The organism is Leifsonia sp. 10N434 (genome assembly GCF_056394405.1).
This window is the reverse complement of the sequence record NZ_JBFTHV010000002.1, coordinates 42,036-60,478: the sequence shown is the minus strand read 5'-3', so window position 1 is coordinate 60,478 and position 18,443 is coordinate 42,036. Positions and strand designations below refer to the sequence as shown.

The following is an 18,443-nucleotide window of genomic DNA, read 5'->3' as shown; positions in this document are numbered from 1 at the left end:
AGGAGCGCACCATCATGCACGTCAGCATCACGATCGACGACGGCGCACCCGATGCCGTCGAGGTGACGTCGGGTGACCAGGGATCGGCTGCAGCCGACTCCGCACCCGCAGAAGTCCTCGCCCGTGCGGCGGCCGTCGGCGCGAAGTCGGCGGGAGCAGCACCGACGGGTCCTGGCGCAGCCGGGGCGACGGGCGACGTCCCGGCAGCGCCAGGGGCCGGAGATCGACCGGGCGTACATGCCTCTGACCCCGGCGACGCGTTCTCCGCCGGTCCCGCCGTCCCGTTCGGAGGCGAGTGAGATGCGCCGCCGACTCACCATCCGGATGTCCGTCGAAGGAGTCATCGCGCTGATCGCGGCGATCGTCGCGATCGTGACGCTCATCCAGCCGCAGTGGATCGAGCGGCTGACCGGTCTCGATCCCGATGAGGGCAGCGGCACGGCCGAGTGGCTCGTCGTCGCCGCGCTCGCGCTGATCGCCGTCGTCTTCGCCGTGCTTGCCGCGGTGACGGGAGCACGCCTCAGATCCGCCCGCGACTGACCACGGTCGACGCCGGTCGTCAGCTCCAGCCGTAGCGGCCGGCGAGCGCTGCCCGCACGACGTCGAAGCGCGCGCGCTCGAGCGCGGCCGCCTCGCGGCGCATCCCTCCCTGGTGCACGCGGAAGACCCGCTGCAGGTTCACATAGCTCGGGCGCCCCTGGCCGTCCCATGGTCCGCTGCCGATCGGCACGTATTCCGGGCGGCCCGGATGCGCCTGGCTGGTCAGCTGCACCGCGAGCACGGCGCCCGATCGCTCGCTCGCCACCACCAGCACCGGACGGTCCTTGCCGCGGCCGTCGGCCTCCTCGTACGGCACCCAGGTCCAGACGATCTCCCCCCGGGTCCGCGTCGCCATCGGTGGACGGCGCATAGGCCGTGCGCACCGGACCGATGCGGTGCGGGTCGACCTCAGCGGTCGCGTCCCGCCCGCTGCGTCCCGGCTCGTCCCCCGCGAGCTGCGCCCGGGTCCTGGTCGTCGTCGACGCCGGTTTCGAGCTCGGCTTCGGGTCCGGGTTCGACCGGAAGAGGTTCGCCAGAGTGCGCAGGAGTCTCATCGGGGATGCCACGGTGGGCACGATACCGGACGCGCGTGAGCCCGATCGTCACACGCAGAAGCACCGCGATCAGTCCCGAGATCAGAACCGATGCCGCGGCGACGGACAGGGCGGCGACGGCCTGCGACACGAACAGGTCGAAGTTGCCGCTGTCGATCATCCCGCCGCCGCTGGCGAACAGGCCGATGAACAGCAGCCCGACCAGGCTCGCGACAATGTGGATCACGCAGATGGTCATCGGAACGCCGAACCGGGCTCGCGCCGCCACGTCGACCATCGAGGCGCAGGCGAGCGCCGCGAGCACGCCGAGGAGCAGCGACCACCCCGTGGTGATGACGCCGGATGCCGGAGTGATCGCCACCAGCCCGGAGACGGCGCCGCACAGTGCACTGGTGACGGTCGGACGGCGGAGCATCACACGGTCGACGACGATCCAGGTCAGGGCGCCTCCCGCCGAGGCGATGAGGGTGTTCATCCAGATCAAGGGAGAGAAGGAGTCGACGGCGCCCTCCGATCCCATCGTCAGCCCGAACCAGCCGAACCAGATGAGCGCGCCGCCCGCGGCCACCAACGGGAGGCTGTGGGGACCTGCCACCGGATGGCCGGCGCGCCCGCACGCGAGGATCACCCCGGCCGCGCCGCTCCCGGCGGCAAGGCTCACCGGGATGGCGCCCCCGAAGTCGATCACGTGCATCCCGGCCACGGCCCAGCCGTTCGACAGGGCGAACACCGCGTAGCAGGCCGGGAACAGCACGAGCACCGACCACAACGCGACGAAGACGACCCAGGCGCGCAGCGTGACGCGCGACGCGACGGCGGCACCGAGGATCGCGACCGCGACCACGCAGAGAGCGATCAGGTAGCCCGCATGGGCGAGCGGGTACGGGTCGATCTTCGCGAAACCGCCCGTGCCGAGGCCCGCATCGCCGAGCAGTCGCATGAGTGCCCAGTCCGGCTGCCCGACGACCGTCGGAACGAGCGCCGGACCGAGCATCAGCCCGAAACCGCCGAGCACGGCCAGCACGACCACGACGGCCGCCCCCGAGAGCGCGGCCCTGAACGCCTGCGCCGCTCCATCGCGACCGGTCATCCCGCCGTAGAAGAGCGCGATGCCCGCGACCACCAGCATGACGAGCGTGGCGCTCACGAGCATGAGCAGGCTGTCGACCTGTTGCGACGACGCCGGTGCTGCGACGGCGACCGCGTGGGAGCGCCACGTGATCATCCGCCCTCCTTCTGCGCACGCCGACTGGCTCTCACCCTAGCGCCAGCCCGCACACGGAGCGGGGTGCCGCCCGAAGGCGACACCCCGCTCTGCTGCTGTGTGAGTGAGTTGCGTCGGATCAGACGGTCTCGAGGGCGTAGCCCTCTTCGCCGTGCACCACCGTGTCGACACCGGCCAGCTCGTCCTCGTTCTTGATCCGGAAGCCCATGGTCTTCTGGATGACCCAGCCGATGGCGTAGGCCAGCACGAACGAGTAGATCATGACCGCGAAGGCTCCGACGGCCTGCACGCCCAGCTGCTGGAAGCTGCCGCCGTACAGGAGGCTGGAGAAGGAGTCCGTCGCCTCGCCCTTGGAGTTGTAGACGTGGGTGAAGCCGAAGATGCCGATCCAGAGGGTTCCGATCAGACCACCGATGAGGTGGATGCCGACCACGTCGAGCGAGTCGTCGAAGCCGAGCTTGAACTTGAGGTCGATGGCCAGGCAGCACACCGCGCCGGCGACGATTCCGAGGAGGATCGCGAAGCCGGGGGTCAGGATGTTACAGGCCGGGGTGATGGCCACCAGACCGGTGACCGCGCCGGACGCCGCACCGATCGACGTCGCCTTGCCGTCCTTGAGCTTCTCGACGATCAGCCAGCCGATGATTGCGGCGGCCGGTGCGGCGAGCGTGTTGATCCAGGCGATGGCGGCGACACCGTCGACCGCGGCCTCCGAGCCGGCGTTGAAGCCGAACCAGCCGAACCACAGGAGGGCGGCACCGAGCAGGGTGAGCGGAACGTTGTGCGGCTTCGACATGCCCTTCTGGAACCCGACGCGCTTGCCGAGCACCAGAGCGAGCGCCAGGCCTGCGGCACCGGCGTTGATGTGCACCGCAGTACCACCGGCGAAGTCGTTCACGTGGAGAACGGCGGGAGCCCAGCCGTCAGCCAGGTTGAACACCCAGTAGGCCACCGGGAAGTAGACGACCGTGACCCAGACCCCGGCGAAGACCATCCACGCGCCGAACTTGGCGCGGTCGGCGATCGCTCCGGAGATCAGGGCGACGGTGATGATCGCGAACGTGGCCTGGAAGCCGGCGAACGAGAGACCGGACAGGTCGGGTGTGATGCCGTCCTTGCCCATCAGGCTCGAGAGCATCCAGTCGGGCGTTCCGAGGAAGTGCGGGATGGAGGCCGGTCCGAAGCTGAGGCCGTAGCCGTAGGCCACCCAGAGGACTCCGACGAGGGCCATGGCGCCGAAGCTCATCATCATCATGCTGATGACGCTCTTGGCGCGAACCATGCCGCCGTAGAAGAAGGCCACGCCGGGGGTCATGAGCAGGACAAGCGCTGCGGCGACGAGCAGCCACAGGGAGTTGACGGTCCCTGCCTCTGCGTAGTCCGCTGCTGTGTGTAGCAACATACGAATGGTCTACCTCTCTGTGAATGCACACGGTGACCCCGGTGATGCTGCTCGGGAGCGCTTCGGGGTGTCGCCAGTTTTGTCGGGAGAGGTTTCGGTCGAGCGATGCTCGTGTTTCGCGAGTGTTACGCATGCGCCATGCATGTAAACATCGTGTTTCGGCGAGCGGAGAAGTCGATGCCAGACCGCCGGGATTATGCCGGAGTCAGGACCGGATCGCGTCGTCGTCGGGAACGTCGATGGTTTCCGAACGCTGCTCGACCGCTGTCGGCGCCGCCGGCGGCGTCGAGAAGAACGTCGGAGCCACTCCGGCGAGCGCCCCGACCGCAACCCCGAGCAGCGCGATCACCAGCACGTGCAGCTGTGCGACGAAGGCGACCAGCGCCGCCACGACGATCACGGCGAGAACCAGGGTGGCCCCTCGCTGCACCCGATACACCGTTGTCCGCGGCCCGGCACGGAAGCGGGCGTCGGTGTCGGAGTCGAGACGCCGGGTCAACGAAGCAACCCCCGAGATCACGAGAATCGTCGCGAAGTTCGCGATCGGGAAGCCGACATGGCGTGTGAGCCAGCCGGCCTCCGCCGCGGCGACCAAGCCGACGAACATCATCACGGCCACGGCGAGATTGAGATAACCCAATGGCCCGAACTCCGGCACCCGCCCCAGCGGACGGATCGTCCCCTCGGCCGACTCATCGACCGGCACAGCACGAGCGCCCATGGTCGCCCCGCCGACCACCCGATTCTGCAACATGCCCCGACCCTACCCGTCGGCCGCACGGCGCCGCCAGGGACTCAGCCGAGGAGTTCCGCCAGCCGGCGCGCCACCGGCCACGCGCCGTCGGAGCTGTTCGAGATCACCGTGACGGTCTCGTCGCGGTCGACTCGATGCCAGCTGCGGAAGGAGACGCCCGCGTCGTACCCCTCGAGCAGCACGGCGCCGTCGGCGTCCCGCAGCCAGAAGCCGAGGCCGTAGCCCATGCCGTCGCCGGCGTCGCTGACCCGCTCGAGCATCCGGGCGATCGCCGACCTCGACACGATGCGACCGCCGAGCAGCGCGGACCAGAATCGGCCGACGTCGCCGACCGTCGAGTATGCACCGCCGTCGCCGCTTCCGACGACCGGCAGGTGGAACACATTGGTGCGGTCGTGCCCCGCGATCGGCAGGTACCCGATGGCGGCGTCGCCCGGCAGTTCGTCGGAGCGCGGGAACCCTGTCGCCGTCATCCCGGCCGGCTCGCAGACCCGGGTGCGCACGAGCTCATGGAACGGCACCCCGGAGACACGCTCAGCGAGGAGGGCGAGCACCACGTACCCGCCGTTGCAGTACGAGAACCGCTCCCCCGGCGCGAACTTCTGCGGATGCCCACCGAGCACGCGCAGGTAGTCCTCGGTTGCGACCAGCTCGTGCACCGGCACGGGCAGCACGTAGTCGGTGATCTCCCCTTCGGCCTCCTCATCGAAGTAGTCGCCGATCCCGGAGCGGTGCGCCAGCAGCTGCTCGACGGTCACCGCGTCGTCGATCAACGGCAGGTCTCCGCCGAGCACCGACCGTGCGGTCGTCTCGAACGCCAGCGCACCGTCGGAGATGAGCGACACCACGGCGAGCGCCGTGAGCCCCTTCACCCCGCTCGCGATCCCGAACCGGGTGCCGGCAGTGTTCCGGATGCCGCGGGCGCGGTCAGCGAGACCGTACGCCTTCTCGACGACGGTCTCCCCTCCACGCACGATCGAGACGGCCCCGGCGAACCCGCTCTGCCGCGCGACCGCGTCGACACCATCGGACAGGGTGACCTCGTCGGGAAGCGTGGACATCGGGCTACTCGTCGTGCGGCGGCAGTTCGCCCGTGGTGAGCGCGATCATGCGCGACACCGAGCGCAGGTACTTCTTTCGGTAGCCGCCGCCCAGCATGTCGTCGTCGAACACCTCGTTGAGCGCCTCGCCGGTCTGCACGATCGGGATCTCGGCGTCGTAGACCCGGTCGATGAACGCGACCAGGCGCAGCGCGGCCATCTGGTCGTGCAGGATGCGCACCCCGGTGAGCCCGATCACATCGACGCCGTCGAGCAGCTTGATGTACTTCGACGGGTGGACCGTCGCCAGGTGCGCGATCAACGCGTCGAAGTCGTCGCTGGTGACCGACTCGCCGCGGTCGGACAGTGTGCTCACGATGCGGTCGTAGACCTGCTGGTCGACCGTCACCGCGCGTCCCTCGGTGTCGCGGCGCCGGTAGTCGAGTCCGTCGATGCGGATGGTCTCGAACCGGTCGGAGAGCGCCTGGATCTCGCGCAGGAAGTCGCTGGCGGCGAACCGCCCCTCGCCGAGCGCGTTCGGGGGCGTGTTGGAGGTCGCCGCGATGCGGGTGCCGGAGGCGACGAGCTCGCCGAGCATCCTGGTCATCATCATCGTGTCGCCCGGGTCGTCGAGCTCGAACTCGTCGATGCAGATGAGCGCCGAGCCGCGCAGCAGGTTAACGGCGCCGGCGTAGCCGAGCGCGCCGACGAGAGCGGTGTACTCGATGAAGGTGCCGAAGTACTTGGGCCCGGGCGCCTCGTGCCAGAGCGCAGCCAGGAGGTGCGTCTTGCCGACACCGAAGCCGCCGTCGAGGTACACACCCGGCTTGGTCTCCGCCTTCTTGCGATTGCGGCTGAAGAGCCCGGCCGGGCGCTGCGGTTCCCACGACTTCGCGAACGACTTCAGCAGCCCGACGGCCTCGGCCTGCGACGGGTAATCGTGGTCGGGACGGTACGACTCGAAGGTCGCGTGGACGAACTGCGACGGCGGCACGAGCGACGCGGCGATCTCCGCCCCCGTGATGTCGGGCGTGCGGTCGGCGAGACGCACGACAGCGCCGGTCTGTTCGATGGTCATGAAAGCTGCACCTTTGTGTCGAAGTCTTACCGCACCTGTTTACGCCGGATAGCCTTGAACGTAAGTTCACAGAGTGTCGAGGTTCCCCAGCCTAATCCGACGCCGATGATTGTTACCCGTGCCCACGAGGCGCTCCCAGGAGGTACATCCGCATGACCATCGAGGCCGACCCGTCCCCCGATTTCGCCGACTACGCCCACCCCGAGCGGCTGGTGAGCACCGAATGGCTCCAGGAGCACCTCGGAGACCCAGGACTCGTCGTGGTCGAGTCAGATGAGGACGTCCTCCTCTACAACACCGGACACATCCCCGGAGCGGTCAAGATCGACTGGCACACAGATCTCAACGACCCGGTGCAGCGCGACTACGTCGACGGCGAGCACTTCGCCCAGCTGCTCAGCCGCAAGGGCATCAGCCGTAACGACACGGTGGTCTTCTACGGTGACAAGAACAACTGGTGGGCCGCCTACGCTCTCTGGGTTTTCAGCCTGTTCGGCCACGAGGACGTGCGCCTGCTCGACGGCGGGCGCGACAAGTGGATCGCCGAGGGCCGCGAGATCACGAAGGTCGTCCCCGAGCGGGAACCGGTCGAGTATCCGGTCCCCGAGCGCGATGACACGATCATCCGCGCGTTCAAGGACGACGTCCTCGCGCACCTCGGCAAGCCGCTCATCGACGTGCGGTCACCCGAGGAGTACAGCGGCGAGCGCACCGAGATCCCCGGCTACCCCACCGAGGGCGCGCTGCGGGCCGGCCACATCCCGTCGGCCGCCTCGGTGCCGTGGGCGCGCGCGGCCGCTCCGGATGCCACGTTCAAGCGTCGTGCCGAGTTGGAGTCCATCTACCTGGGAGAAGCCGGGCTGAAGCCGGGCGACGACGTGATCGCCTACTGCCGCATCGGCGAGCGCTCCAGCCACACCTGGTTCGTGCTCACCCACTTGCTGGGCTTCGGGAACGTGCGCAACTACGACGGATCGTGGACCGAGTGGGGAAGCGCCGTGCGCGTTCCCATTGCGACCGGAAGCGAGCCGGGCGAGGTTCCCGCGACGTAAAATCGGATCATGACTGATTTGGCTCCGGCACTGGCGGAGATCCGCGACGACTTCCTGGCGCTCGAGCAGCCCGACCGGCTGGAGCTGCTGCTGGAGTTCTCCGAGGAGCTGCCCGAGCTTCCCGAGCGCTACCGCGACCATCCGGATCTGCTGGAGCGCGTCGAGGAATGCCAGTCGCCCGTCTACATCTTCGTGGAGGTGGACGGGGAGGGCATCGTGCACCTGCACGCGACCGCGCCACGGGAGTCGCCGACCACACGGGGTTTCGCATCGATCCTGGTGCAGGGCCTCGCCGGGCTGAGCGCGGACGAGGTGCTGGCGGTGCCCGACGACTACCCGCAGACGATCGGCCTCACCCAGGCGGTGTCGCCCCTGCGCATCCGGGGCATGTCTGCGCTGCTCGGCCGCACCAAGCGGCAGGTGCGCGAGAAGCTCGCCGCGTAGCGATCCGTCTCAGTCGATGTTCTCGGCGAGCCAGGCAGCGATCGACGACGTCCACCGCTCCTGGTCGTAGTTCCAGAGCTTCGTGTGCAGCGCGACGGCGAACGGCACCAGGGTCACGATTTCACTGCGGGCCTCCGCGAGCGCGCGGGATGCGGTCGAGGGCACGAAGCCGTCGTCGTCGCTGTGCAGGATGAGCGTCGGCAGGCTCAGGTCGGCCGCACGCGCCACGAAGTTCATGCTCGCCAGGTCGATGGGTGCGCCCTGGCCGGTGATCGGGCCGCCCCAGGCCGACTCGATGATGCGGAGGGCGCCCTGGGTGATCGGGTCGGGCAGTCGCAGCAGCTTCGCCTGGTATTCGAGCGTGTCGATCCAGTCGATCACCGGAGAATCGAGCACGATCCCGTGGATCAGGTCGACGGACGACGTGCGCGTGATGGTCTGGAGCACGACGGCGCCACCCATCGACCACCCCATCAGCACGATCGAACGAGCACCGCTGTCGGCCGCGAACCGGATGGCCGCGTCGATGTCGCGCCACTCGGTGCCGCCGAGGCCGTACCGTCGGTCCGCGCTCTCGGGCGCATCCCCGTCGTTGCGGTACGACGCGAGCAGGCACGTGTACCCCTGGTCGTGGAACGCGCGGACAGCGCGCAGCCCCTCCTGGCGGCTCGCCCCCCACCCGTGCACCTGGATCACCCAGCGGTCCGATCCGGCGTCGTCAGCGGAGGGGAACAGCCAGGCCGGCGCCTCGCCGAGATCGGTGTCGATGATCACGCTCTGCACCGGCAGGCCGAGCTCCTCCGGTTCGAGGTAGTAGTACCCCGTGATCCGGGCGCGCCACGTCGGCCGCAGCTCCCCGAACGCCACCGACTCGAGGGTGCGGGTCACCGAGCCGTTGACCTTCTCGATGACACCGCCGATCTTGGCGTAACCGGTCTCGTCATCGAACCAGAGGCCGTATCGGCCCGGCACAGCGGCATCGGGCGTGCTGCGCAGGGTGACGGTGCCGGCATCCCGATCGACGGCCCTGATCGTCTGGTTCTGCGGCCTCTTGCGCACCGGAGTGATCACCGTGCGGGCGACGCGCGCCATCACGAATCCGGCGCCGGCAGCCGCCACCAGCGCGAGCCCTCCCGCGACCCCGGCGGCCGTCCACAACGTCTTCGCGATCATCGACCTCGCCATGGCAGCAGGGTAGCGCGCCACTCTCTGTTCGCGCTCAGGAGTTCTCCAGCGGCGTGCCTTACCGCCGGGCACGAGAAAACGACTCTAGTGTTCGTATCGTGCCGACGACATCCTCCACTCCCAGCACTCCTCCGGAGTTCGCCGCGGCGCTGGAGACCATCCGTGGTGTGCAGTCCCGTTCCGAGCTCGTGATCAGCGAGATCCCGGCGCCGGGGCAGCTCGCTCCGTGGGCCGTCGCGCTCGCCGCCGACGTGCGTCCCGCGCGGCACGGGATCGACTCCGATCTCGGCACCGGGCGATTCATCCTGCTCTACGACCCCGATGAGCCGGAGGCCTGGGGCGGCCGTTTCCGCATCGTCTGCTTCGCGCAGGCGCCCCTCGAGACCGACATCGGCCTCGACCCGTTCCTCGCCGACGTCGCCTGGTCGTGGCTGGTCGACGCGCTCGACGCGCGGCACGCCAAGTACACGGCGGCGAGCGGCACGGCGACCAAGATCATCTCGACCGGCTTCGGTGAGCTCGCCCGGCAGGGCGACGGCTCGCAGATCGAACTCAGGGCGTCGTGGACGCCGCTGGAGAACGACATCACGGCGCACGTCGAAGGCTGGGGCGAACTGCTCTGCATGCTCGCCGGACTCCCGCCTGCAGGCGAGGGTGTGAGCCTGCTCTCCACACGACGGAATCCGCGTGGCTGAACACACCGTCATCACCACCAGAGACGACTATCTGGCCGCGGTCGACGCGATCGCAGCGGGGAACGGCCCCATCGCCGTCGACGCCGAGCGCGCCTCCGGCTTCCGGTACTCCCAGCGCGCCTACCTCATCCAGGTGTTCCGGCGCGGCGCGGGCACGTTCCTGTTCGATCCGCCGGCGGTCGGCCGCTTCGACGAGCTGAACGCCGCCATCGCCGACGAGGAATGGGTGCTGCACGCCGCGACCCAGGACCTCACCTGCCTGCGCGAGGTCGGCCTCGACCCCCACACCATCTTCGACACCGAGCTGGCGGCCCGCCTGCTCGGGATGCCCCGCGTCGGTCTCGGCACCGTGGTGGAGGAGCTGCTCGGCATCCACCTGGCCAAAGAGCATTCGGCCGCCGACTGGTCGACCAGACCGCTGCCGGAGCCGTGGCTCGTCTACGCCGCCCTCGACGTCGAGCTCCTGCCCGACCTCCGCGACGCGATCGCCGCCCTGCTCGACGAGGCGGGCAAGACGGAGATCGCCCAGGAGGAGTTCGCCGACGAACTCGCCCGCGACCTCAAGCCCGTGCGCGCCGAGCCGTGGCGTCGGCTGTCGGGCATCCACTCGGTGCGCGGCATCCGCAACCTCGCCGTCGCCCGCGAGCTCTGGCTGAGCCGCGACGAGCTGGCGCGCGAGATCGACACCGCTCCCGGGCGCCTCGTGCCGGATGCCTCACTGACCGCCGCCGCCAAGGCGATGCCGGAGACCAAGCGCGCCCTCGCGGGCCTGCGCGAGTTCAACGGACGCGCGAGCCGCACCGAGATCGACCGCTGGTGGGCCGCCATCGAGGCCGGACGCACCACGACCGACCTGCCCGTCATGCGCGGCAACGGAGACACCCTCCCCCCTCCGCGTGCCTGGGCCGATCGGAACCCCGAGGCGGATGCCCGTCTCAAGGCCGCACGCGCCGCCGTCACCGCACTGTCGGAGGAGCGCGCGATCCCGGTCGAGAACCTGCTCACTCCGGAGACTCTGCGCCGGGTCGCGTGGGCTCCTCCGGCCGAGATCACCGTCGAGTCCGTCGGCTCCGCGCTGGCCGACTGGGGCGCACGACCGTGGCAGATTGAGGCAACCTCACAGATCATCGCCCAGGCGTTTGTGGAAGCCCACCAAAACGCGGGCGACGCCGCCGAATCGGATTCGTAGAAAGAATCAAACGATTCTCGCCGCTCCGGGGCCCTCTTTAGGATCGATGCAGACCTGAAAGTGGGAGGCATTGTGGCCGATAGAGCTGATGTCGTCTTCGTCGACGGAGTCCGCACTCCGTTCGGGCGAGCCGGCGAAAAAGGGCAGTACTGGAACACTCGCGCAGACGATCTGGTGGTCAAGGCCATGATCGAGTTGCTCGAGCGCAACCCGAACGTGCCCAAGGACCGTATCGATGACGTGGCGATCGCCGCGACGACCCAGCAGGGCGACCAGGGTCTGACCCTCGGCCGCACGGCCGCGCTGCTCGCCGGCCTGCCCAAGTCCGTGCCCGGCTTCGCCATCGACCGGATGTGCGCCGGCGCCATGACGAGCGTCACGACTCTCGGCTCCGGTATCGCATTCGGCGCGTACGACCTGGCGATCGCCGGCGGCGTCGAGCACATGGGACGCCACCCGATGGGCTTCGGTGCCGACCCCAACCCGCGCTTCCTCTCGGAGCGCCTGGTCGGCGAGGACGCGCTCAACATGGGTATGACGGCCGAGCGCATCCACGACCGGTTCCCTGCTCTCACCAAGGAGCGCAGCGACCGCTTCGCCATGCGCAGCCAGCAGAAGACCGCCGCGGCCTACGCCGCCGGCAAGATCCAGCCCGACCTCGTGCCGGTCGCCATCCGCTCCGAGAGCGGCTGGGGCCTCGCCACGCAGGACGAAGGCATGCGTCCCGAGACGAACATGGAGTCGCTCGCCACGCTGCGCACCCCGTTCCGTCCGCACGGCCGCGTGAGCGCCGGCAACTCGTCGCCTCTCACCGACGGCGCGACCGCGAGCCTCCTGGCCTCCGGAGACGCGGTCAAGGAGTTCGGTCTGCAGCCGAAGATGCGCATGGTGAGCTTCGCGTTCGCGGGCGTCGAGCCCGAGATCATGGGCATCGGCCCCGTCCCGTCCACGGAGAAGGCACTGCGCAAGGCGGGCCTGACCATCGATGACATCGGTCTGTTCGAGCTCAACGAGGCGTTCGCCATCCAGGTGCTCTCGCTGCTCGACCACTTCGGCATCGACGACGAGGACGACCGCGTCAACAAGTGGGGCGGCGCCATCGCCGTCGGCCACCCGCTCGCCGCGAGCGGCGTGCGCCTGATGATCCAGCTCGCCCGCCAGTTCGAGGAGCACCCGGAGGTGCGCTACGGCCTCACCGCGATGTGCGTCGGCCTCGGCCAGGGCGGCAGCGTCATCTGGGAGAACCCTCACTACAACAAGCGCGCCCGGAAGGCCTGACACGTGACCGACTACTCCACCATCGACTTCAGCCCGCTCGTCGACCTGACCAGCGACGAGGTCGTCACCCACTCGTTCGTGAAGGACATCCCGCTGAAGAGCGGCAAGACCCTCGCGCTCGTCACCCTCGACAACGGGCGCGACCACACGCGCCCGAACACGATGGGACCGGCGACGCTGCTCGAGCTCGGCAAAACCTTCGACGAGCTGACCGAGCGGGCATCGCGAGGCGAGATCGATGCGGTCGCCGTCACCGGCAAGCCGTTCATCCTGGCCGCCGGGGCCGACCTCAGCCGCGTGGGCGACATCCCGAGCGTCGAGGTCGCGAAGCTGCTCCCCCAGCTCGGCCACTACGTGCTCGGCAAGCAGGCCGCCTTCGGCGTCCCGTCGTTCGTGTTCACCAACGGCCTGGCCCTCGGCGGCGGCGTGGAGATCGGCCTCAACGCCGACTACCGCACCATCGACCGGTCGGCCGCGGCCTTCGCCCTGCCCGAGGTCTTCCTCGGCCTCATCCCGGGCTGGGGCGGCGCGTACATCCTGCCCAACCTCATCGGCATCGAGAACGCCCTCAAGGTGATCGTCGAGAACCCGCTCAAGCAGAACCGGATGCTCAAGCCGCAGGACGTCTTCGACCTGGGCATCGCCGACGCGATCTTCGATTCGGCGAACTTCCTCGAGGACTCCCTGGCATGGGCCGACAAGGTGCTGACCGGCGAGCTCACGGTGAAGCGACCGAACGTACCGGGCAAGGTCGAGCGGATGGTCAAGTGGGACGCCGCTATCGGCATCGCCCGCAAGATGCTCGAGAGCCGCATCGGCACCGTTCCGAAGTCGCCGTACGCGGCGCTCGACCTGCTGAAGGCGGCCAAGTCCGGCACCAAGGAGGAGGGCTTCGCCCGCGAGGACGACGTTCTCGCCGAGCTCATCTCCGGTGACCAGTTCCAGGCGAGCATCTACGCCTTCAACCTGGTGCAGAAGCGCGCGAAGCGTCCCGCCGGCGCACCTGACCGGAAGCTCGCCAAGAAGGTCACCAAGGTGGGCGTGATCGGCGCCGGCTACATGGCCAGCCAGTTCGCACTGCTCTTCGTGCGCCGCTTGCGGGTGCCGGTCGTCATCACCGACCTCGACCAGGCGCACGTCGACAAGGGCGTCGCCTACATCCACGACGAGATCGGCAAGCTGCAGGAGAAGGGGCGCATCTCACCGGATGAGGGCAACCGGCTGCGCGCGCTGGTCACGGGCACGACCGACAAGTCGCTGTTCGCCGACGCCGACTGGGTCATCGAGGCCGTATTCGAGGAGCTCTCGGTGAAACAGAACGTCTTCGAAGAGATCGAGCAGTACATCTCGGACGACGCTGTGCTCGCGACCAACACCTCCTCCCTCTCCGTCGAGCAGATCGGCGCCAAGCTGAAGCACCCGGAGCGCCTCGTCGGCTTCCACTTCTTCACACCGGTCGCCGTGATGCCGCTCATCGAGGTCGTCAACACCCCGAACACCGACGAGGCGACCCTGTCGACCGCGATGGTGACGGCGGCTGCCCTCAAGAAGAACGCGGTCATCACCGCCGACACCCCCGGGTTCGTGGTCAACCGCGTGCTGGCCAAGGTGCTCGGCGAGGCGATGCACGCGGTCGACGACGGCACCTCGTTCGAGACGGTCGACAAGGCGTTCGCGCCGCTCGGCCTGCCGATGCCGCCGTCGGCCCTGCTCGACCTGGTCGGGCTCAAGGTCGGCGCGCACGTGCTCGACACGCACCACGCCGCCTTCCCCGACCGGTTCTACCGCAGTGAGAATCTGCACAAGCTGGCCGAATACGGCACCCTGCTCGAGAAGGACTCGAAGGGCAAGATCAAGGGCGTCGACAAGCAGGCGGCCAAGATCATCGCGGGCGGTAAGAACCCGTGGTCGGAGGAGGAGATCCTCCGCCGGCTCGAAGACGGGCTGGCCGACGAGATCCACCGGATGCTCGTGGACGACACGGTCGTCGCGGCACCGGAAGACATCGACCTCTGCATGATCCTCGGCGCCGGCTTCCCGTTCCAGATGGGCGGCATCACCCCGTACCTCGATCGCGTCGGGGCGTCGGAGCGCGTCTTCGGAGACACGTTCCACCACCCGCCCGTGAAGGGCGTCGCCTAGGCGGCACGCGGTTCCCTTCGAAGGGGCGGATGCTCAGGCATCCGCCCCTTCGTCGTCTGCGCTCACGATCACGAGGTCGAGATAGGCGCGCAGCGCGTCGGCCGCGTGGATGCGGCCGGGGGCGTACAGCCACTGCAGCTGGATGCCCTCCCACAGCGCGACGACGCTGGCCGCTGCCATCGCCGGGCCGACACCGCTGCGCAGGCGGCCCTGCCTGCGCACCTCCTCGAATTCCGCCGTGTATCCGGCGCGCAACGAGTCGTAGCGGCGCAGGAAGAACTCGCGCCCCGGATGCCCGTCTGTGACGCCCTCGGCCGAGAGCACGCTGTACAGCGCGATCAGCCCGGGGATGCGCTCGTTCGCGGCGGCCCGCGCCACGATGGCTGCGTAAAACGGCACGTCGGCGTTCTCGGCGGTGTTCTCGGCGGTGTCGGCGTCGGCCGTCTCGGCTGCAGGGGTCTCGTCGCGACGCTCCAGCACCGCGAGCAGCAGTTCCTCCTTGCTCGCGAAGTGGTGCTGCAGGTTCGAGAGGCTGATGCCCGCCGCCCCGGCGATCTCGCGGAGCGAGCTGGCGTGGTAGCCGCGCGTGGCGAACATCCGGTACGCCTCGTCGACGATCTGGCGCCGCCGTTCGGCGCTCTTCGCGTAAGGTCCGCGTGCTCGCCCCGCGGGGCTGTCGGTGTCCATCTCTCTAAATTAGGTCATCCGATCGGTTTTCGGATAGCGTCGACTCCACGAACCCTCGCACGACGCCGTGACCGAACTGGAGCACCGTGACCATCGCATCCACCTCCTCCGTGCCGTACCTCGCCGACACCGCACCTGGCCGTGGCCCGCGGCGGCCGCCCCGCTCCTGGTTGCACTCGGATGCGCCGACCCTCTCGCTCGACGGCGCGTGGCGGTTCCGGCTCTCCCCCGTCGCCCCCGCCGACGAAGACCTCGCCGACGACGGCTTCGACGACAGCGCGTGGGACAGCATCCCGGTCCCGTCGCACTGGGTGCTGGAAGGCGACGGAGCGTACGGCCGGCCGATCTATACGAACGTGCAGTTTCCGTTCGCGATCGATCCGCCGCACGTGCCCGACGAGAACCCGACCGGCGACTACCGACGGCGCTTCACCCTGCCCGCCGACTGGAGCGCGGCCGAGCGCATCCTGCTTCGCTTCGACGGCGTGGAGTCCCTGTACAAGGTCTGGCTGAACGGCATCGAGATCGGCATCGCGACCGGCAGCAGGCTGGCCACCGAATTCGACGTCACCGATGCGGTGCGGCCGGGCGAGAACGTTGTCGCCGTGAGAGTGCACCAGTGGTCACCGGCCAGCTACCTCGAAGATCAGGACCAGTGGTGGCTGCCGGGCATCTTCCGCAGTGTGACGCTCGTCGCGCGCCCGGCGGGCGGAATCGACGACGTCTGGCTGCGCGCCTGCTACCGCAACGGCGCCGGCACGCTCGACGCCGAGCTCACCGCCGACCCCTCGGCCTTCCCGATCACGCTGAACGTTCCGGAGCTCGGAGTGGAGCGGACCTGGCAGACGCCCGACCATGTCGGGCCGATCGCCGTCGACACCGTGGAGCCGTGGTCCGCCGAGCGTCCCCGGCTCTACGAGGCGACCGTCTCGTCGGCGGCAGAGAAGATCACGCTGCGCGTCGGTTTCCGCACGGTGGAGATCCGGGGCGACCGCTTCCTGGTCAACGGGAACCGCGTCGTGTTCCACGGGATGAACCGGCACGAGGCGCATCCCGACCGCGGCCGCGTCTTCGACGAGGAGCACGCCAGGGCCGACCTCGCCCGCATGAAGCAGTTCAACGTGAACGCGATCCGCACCAGTCACTATCCGCCGCATCCGCGCCTGCTCGATCTCGCGGACGAGCTCGGGTTCTGGGTGATCCTCGAGTGCGACCTCGAGACGCACGGTTTCGAGAAGGGCGGCTGGCGTGGCAACCCCAGCGACGACCCCGCGTGGCGCGACGCCTACCTCGACCGCATCCGGCGCACCGTCGAGCGGGACAAGAACCACCCCAGCATCGTGATGTGGTCGCTCGGCAACGAGTCGGGCACGGGCGCGAACCTCGCCGCCATGTCGTCGTGGGTGCACGCCCGCGACACCGGACGCCCCGTGCACTACGAGGGCGACTACACCGGGGAGTACACCGACGTGTACTCCCGGATGTACCCGACCGTGATCGAGACGGCCGAGATCGGCATAGACGGCTCGCGCGCGCCGCTGCTGAACTGCACGCCTGCGCAGGGCGCACGGCAGCGCACCAAGCCGTTCATCCTGTGCGAATACGCGCACGCCATGGGGAACGGGCCGGGCGCGCTCGACCAGTACGAGCAGCTCGTGCACGAGCATCCGCGCCTTCACGGCGGTTTCGTGTGGGAGTGGCGCGACCACGGCATCCGCACGACGACGCCCGACGGTGCCGAGTTCTTCGCGTACGGCGGTGATTTCGGGGAGGTCGTGCACGACGGCAACTTCGTGATGGACGGGATGGTGCTGAGCAACGACGTGCCGACGCCCGGCCTGCACGAGTACAAGGCCGTCGTGCAGCCCATCCGGTTCGTGTTCGACGTTGACGCGGTGGCACTCACCAACCTGCGGCACTCGGCGGATGCGTCGGACCTGCGGTTCCGCTGGCGTGTCGAGCACGACGGGGCCGTGGTGCGCACCGGCGAGCTCGACGTTCCAGAGCTGGAGGCAGGCGCGACCGTGCTGGTGCCGCTGCCCGAGGTGCCCGTCGCACACGACGCGGAGACCTGGCTGACCGTCGACGCCGAACTGCGCGACGACGTCGCGTGGGCTCCCGCCGGGCACATCGTCGCCAGCGCGCAGGTCGATCGATCGGCGCGCATCCCGGTGCCGGCCGCACCGACCGTGCCGCTCCGGTCGGGGGATGCAGCAGCACCGGCATCCGGCACACTCACCCTCGGCCCGGCGTCGTTCGAGAACGGCCGGCTGGTGTCGCTCGGCGGTCGTCCCGTATCCGGGCCGCGCCTGGAGCTCTGGCGCGCACCCACTGACAACGACGAGGGCGCCGCGTACAGCGACCCGACCGGATCCGACGGCAGCGTCGTCGGCGTCTCCAGCGCGAGCCTCTGGCGCGAGCAGGGCCTCGACCGGCTCACCCGGCGACTGGTGTCGTCGTCGGGCGACGCGACGAGCCTGCGCACCGTCGAGCGTGTCAGCGCGGCGAACGCCCTCGCGTCGGTGTCGGTGGAGTCGACCTGGACGCTGAACGACGGCGAGCTCGAGTTGCGCGTCGAGATCCTGCCGTCGGCCGGATGGAGCACGGTGTGGCCGCGCATCGGCGTGCGGTTCGATCTGCCGGACGACGCGACGGCCGTCGACGGAGCGAGCTGGTTCGGGCTCGGCCCGCTGGAGTCGTACCCCGACAGCATCCACGCCGCCGCAGTCGGCCGTTACGAGTCGACCGTCGACGACCTGTCGGCGGACTACGCGCGCCCGCAGGAGACGGGGCACCGATCGGCCGTGCGGCGTCTCACGCTCCGTGCCGGCGAGGCCGACGTGCTCGCTCTGACGTTCCTGCCGGACACGCGGGGGCGCCGCTCCGGCTTCACGCTGAGCAGGCACACCCCGCAGCAGCTTGCGGCGGCCGGGCATCCGTTCGAGCTGCCCGCGAGCGACACGACCTACCTGTTCGTCGACGCGGCACAGCACGGGCTGGGCTCGCGCACCTGCGGCCCCGACGTCTGGCCCGAGTACGCGCTACGACCCGAAGCGCGCACCCTGCGCATCCGCTTCGCCTAGCTCTCTTTTCGTTGAGGGGCGGCAAACGCACCGAAACACGCCGGTGAAACCTGCGTTAGCCGCCCCTCAACGAGACCGACCCGACGAGACCGATC

The 18,443-nt window shown here is 69.3% G+C and carries 17 protein-coding genes; 9 read left to right on the top strand and 8 right to left on the bottom strand.

Features of this window, described 5'->3' with window-relative positions; all coding sequences use genetic code 11:
• The first annotated feature begins 14 nt into the window (after positions 1-14).
• Positions 15-299: a hypothetical protein gene (locus tag AC1DB1_RS05885; protein ID WP_477200121.1), complete on the top strand. Its 285-nt coding sequence runs from the start codon at positions 15-17 to the stop codon at positions 297-299.
• A gap of 1 nt (position 300) precedes the next feature.
• Complete coding sequence (locus AC1DB1_RS05880; RefSeq protein ID WP_271178855.1) at positions 301-540, top strand: hypothetical protein; 240 nt, start codon at positions 301-303, stop codon at positions 538-540.
• A gap of 19 nt (positions 541-559) precedes the next feature.
• On the opposite strand, the gene AC1DB1_RS05875 is transcribed toward AC1DB1_RS05880, so the two are convergent.
• From AC1DB1_RS05875 to zapE, 6 genes are all read right to left on the bottom strand, one after another.
• On the bottom strand, positions 560-895 hold the full coding sequence (locus tag AC1DB1_RS05875; RefSeq protein ID WP_477200120.1) for a type II toxin-antitoxin system PemK/MazF family toxin: 336 nt from the start codon (positions 893-895) through the stop codon (positions 560-562).
• A gap of 53 nt (positions 896-948) precedes the next feature.
• A complete protein-coding gene (locus tag AC1DB1_RS05870) occupies positions 949-2,319 on the bottom strand; it encodes an ammonium transporter (protein ID WP_477200119.1) in 1,371 nt (456 codons plus the stop codon).
• A gap of 118 nt (positions 2,320-2,437) precedes the next feature.
• Positions 2,438-3,721, bottom strand: coding sequence for an ammonium transporter (locus AC1DB1_RS05865; protein WP_271178858.1), 1,284 nt, complete (start codon positions 3,719-3,721; stop codon positions 2,438-2,440).
• Between the two features lie 205 nt (positions 3,722-3,926).
• Positions 3,927-4,475: a hypothetical protein gene (locus AC1DB1_RS05860; protein WP_477200118.1), complete on the bottom strand. Its 549-nt coding sequence runs from the start codon at positions 4,473-4,475 to the stop codon at positions 3,927-3,929.
• Between the two features lie 41 nt (positions 4,476-4,516).
• A complete protein-coding gene (locus tag AC1DB1_RS05855) occupies positions 4,517-5,536 on the bottom strand; it encodes a serine hydrolase domain-containing protein (RefSeq protein ID WP_477200117.1) in 1,020 nt (339 codons plus the stop codon).
• 4 nt (positions 5,537-5,540) lie between these two features.
• Positions 5,541-6,593: a cell division protein ZapE gene (zapE, locus tag AC1DB1_RS05850; protein WP_477200116.1), complete on the bottom strand. Its 1,053-nt coding sequence runs from the start codon at positions 6,591-6,593 to the stop codon at positions 5,541-5,543.
• 152 nt (positions 6,594-6,745) lie between these two features.
• Here zapE and AC1DB1_RS05845 point away from each other — a divergent pair, with 152 nt between their 5' ends.
• Together AC1DB1_RS05845 and AC1DB1_RS05840 are read left to right on the top strand one after the other, a co-directional pair.
• On the top strand, positions 6,746-7,645 hold the full coding sequence (locus AC1DB1_RS05845) for a sulfurtransferase (protein ID WP_477200115.1): 900 nt from the start codon (positions 6,746-6,748) through the stop codon (positions 7,643-7,645).
• Positions 7,646-7,654: 9 nt separating this feature from the next.
• Positions 7,655-8,089, top strand: coding sequence for a SufE family protein (locus AC1DB1_RS05840; protein WP_271178863.1), 435 nt, complete (start codon positions 7,655-7,657; stop codon positions 8,087-8,089).
• 9 nt (positions 8,090-8,098) lie between these two features.
• On the opposite strand, the gene AC1DB1_RS05835 is transcribed toward AC1DB1_RS05840, so the two are convergent.
• Complete coding sequence (locus AC1DB1_RS05835; protein ID WP_477200114.1) at positions 8,099-9,274, bottom strand: alpha/beta hydrolase family protein; 1,176 nt, start codon at positions 9,272-9,274, stop codon at positions 8,099-8,101.
• Between the two features lie 98 nt (positions 9,275-9,372).
• Here AC1DB1_RS05835 and AC1DB1_RS05830 point away from each other — a divergent pair, with 98 nt between their 5' ends.
• The 4 genes from AC1DB1_RS05830 to AC1DB1_RS05815 all read left to right on the top strand — a co-directional run bounded on the left by AC1DB1_RS05830 (position 9,373) and on the right by AC1DB1_RS05815 (position 14,578).
• Complete coding sequence (locus AC1DB1_RS05830; protein WP_271178865.1) at positions 9,373-9,969, top strand: DUF3000 domain-containing protein; 597 nt, start codon at positions 9,373-9,375, stop codon at positions 9,967-9,969.
• Positions 9,962-11,158: an HRDC domain-containing protein gene (locus tag AC1DB1_RS05825; RefSeq protein ID WP_477200113.1), complete on the top strand. Its 1,197-nt coding sequence runs from the start codon at positions 9,962-9,964 to the stop codon at positions 11,156-11,158. The genes AC1DB1_RS05830 and AC1DB1_RS05825 overlap by 8 nt, the downstream gene beginning before the upstream one ends.
• Positions 11,159-11,230: 72 nt before the next feature.
• A complete protein-coding gene (locus AC1DB1_RS05820) occupies positions 11,231-12,436 on the top strand; it encodes a thiolase family protein (protein ID WP_271178867.1) in 1,206 nt (401 codons plus the stop codon).
• A 3-nt stretch (positions 12,437-12,439) separates the two neighbouring features.
• Positions 12,440-14,578, top strand: coding sequence for a 3-hydroxyacyl-CoA dehydrogenase NAD-binding domain-containing protein (locus AC1DB1_RS05815; RefSeq protein ID WP_477200112.1), 2,139 nt, complete (start codon positions 12,440-12,442; stop codon positions 14,576-14,578).
• 33 nt (positions 14,579-14,611) lie between these two features.
• On the opposite strand, the gene AC1DB1_RS05810 is transcribed toward AC1DB1_RS05815, so the two are convergent.
• The gene (locus tag AC1DB1_RS05810; RefSeq protein ID WP_477200111.1) at positions 14,612-15,265 is read right to left on the bottom strand and encodes a TetR/AcrR family transcriptional regulator; all 654 of its coding nucleotides are present in this window, start codon (positions 15,263-15,265) and stop codon (positions 14,612-14,614) included.
• A gap of 86 nt (positions 15,266-15,351) precedes the next feature.
• Between AC1DB1_RS05810 and AC1DB1_RS05805 the strand changes: the two genes are divergently transcribed.
• A complete protein-coding gene (locus tag AC1DB1_RS05805; protein ID WP_477200110.1) occupies positions 15,352-18,348 on the top strand; it encodes a glycoside hydrolase family 2 TIM barrel-domain containing protein in 2,997 nt (998 codons plus the stop codon).
• Positions 18,349-18,443: the final 95 nt, after the last annotated feature.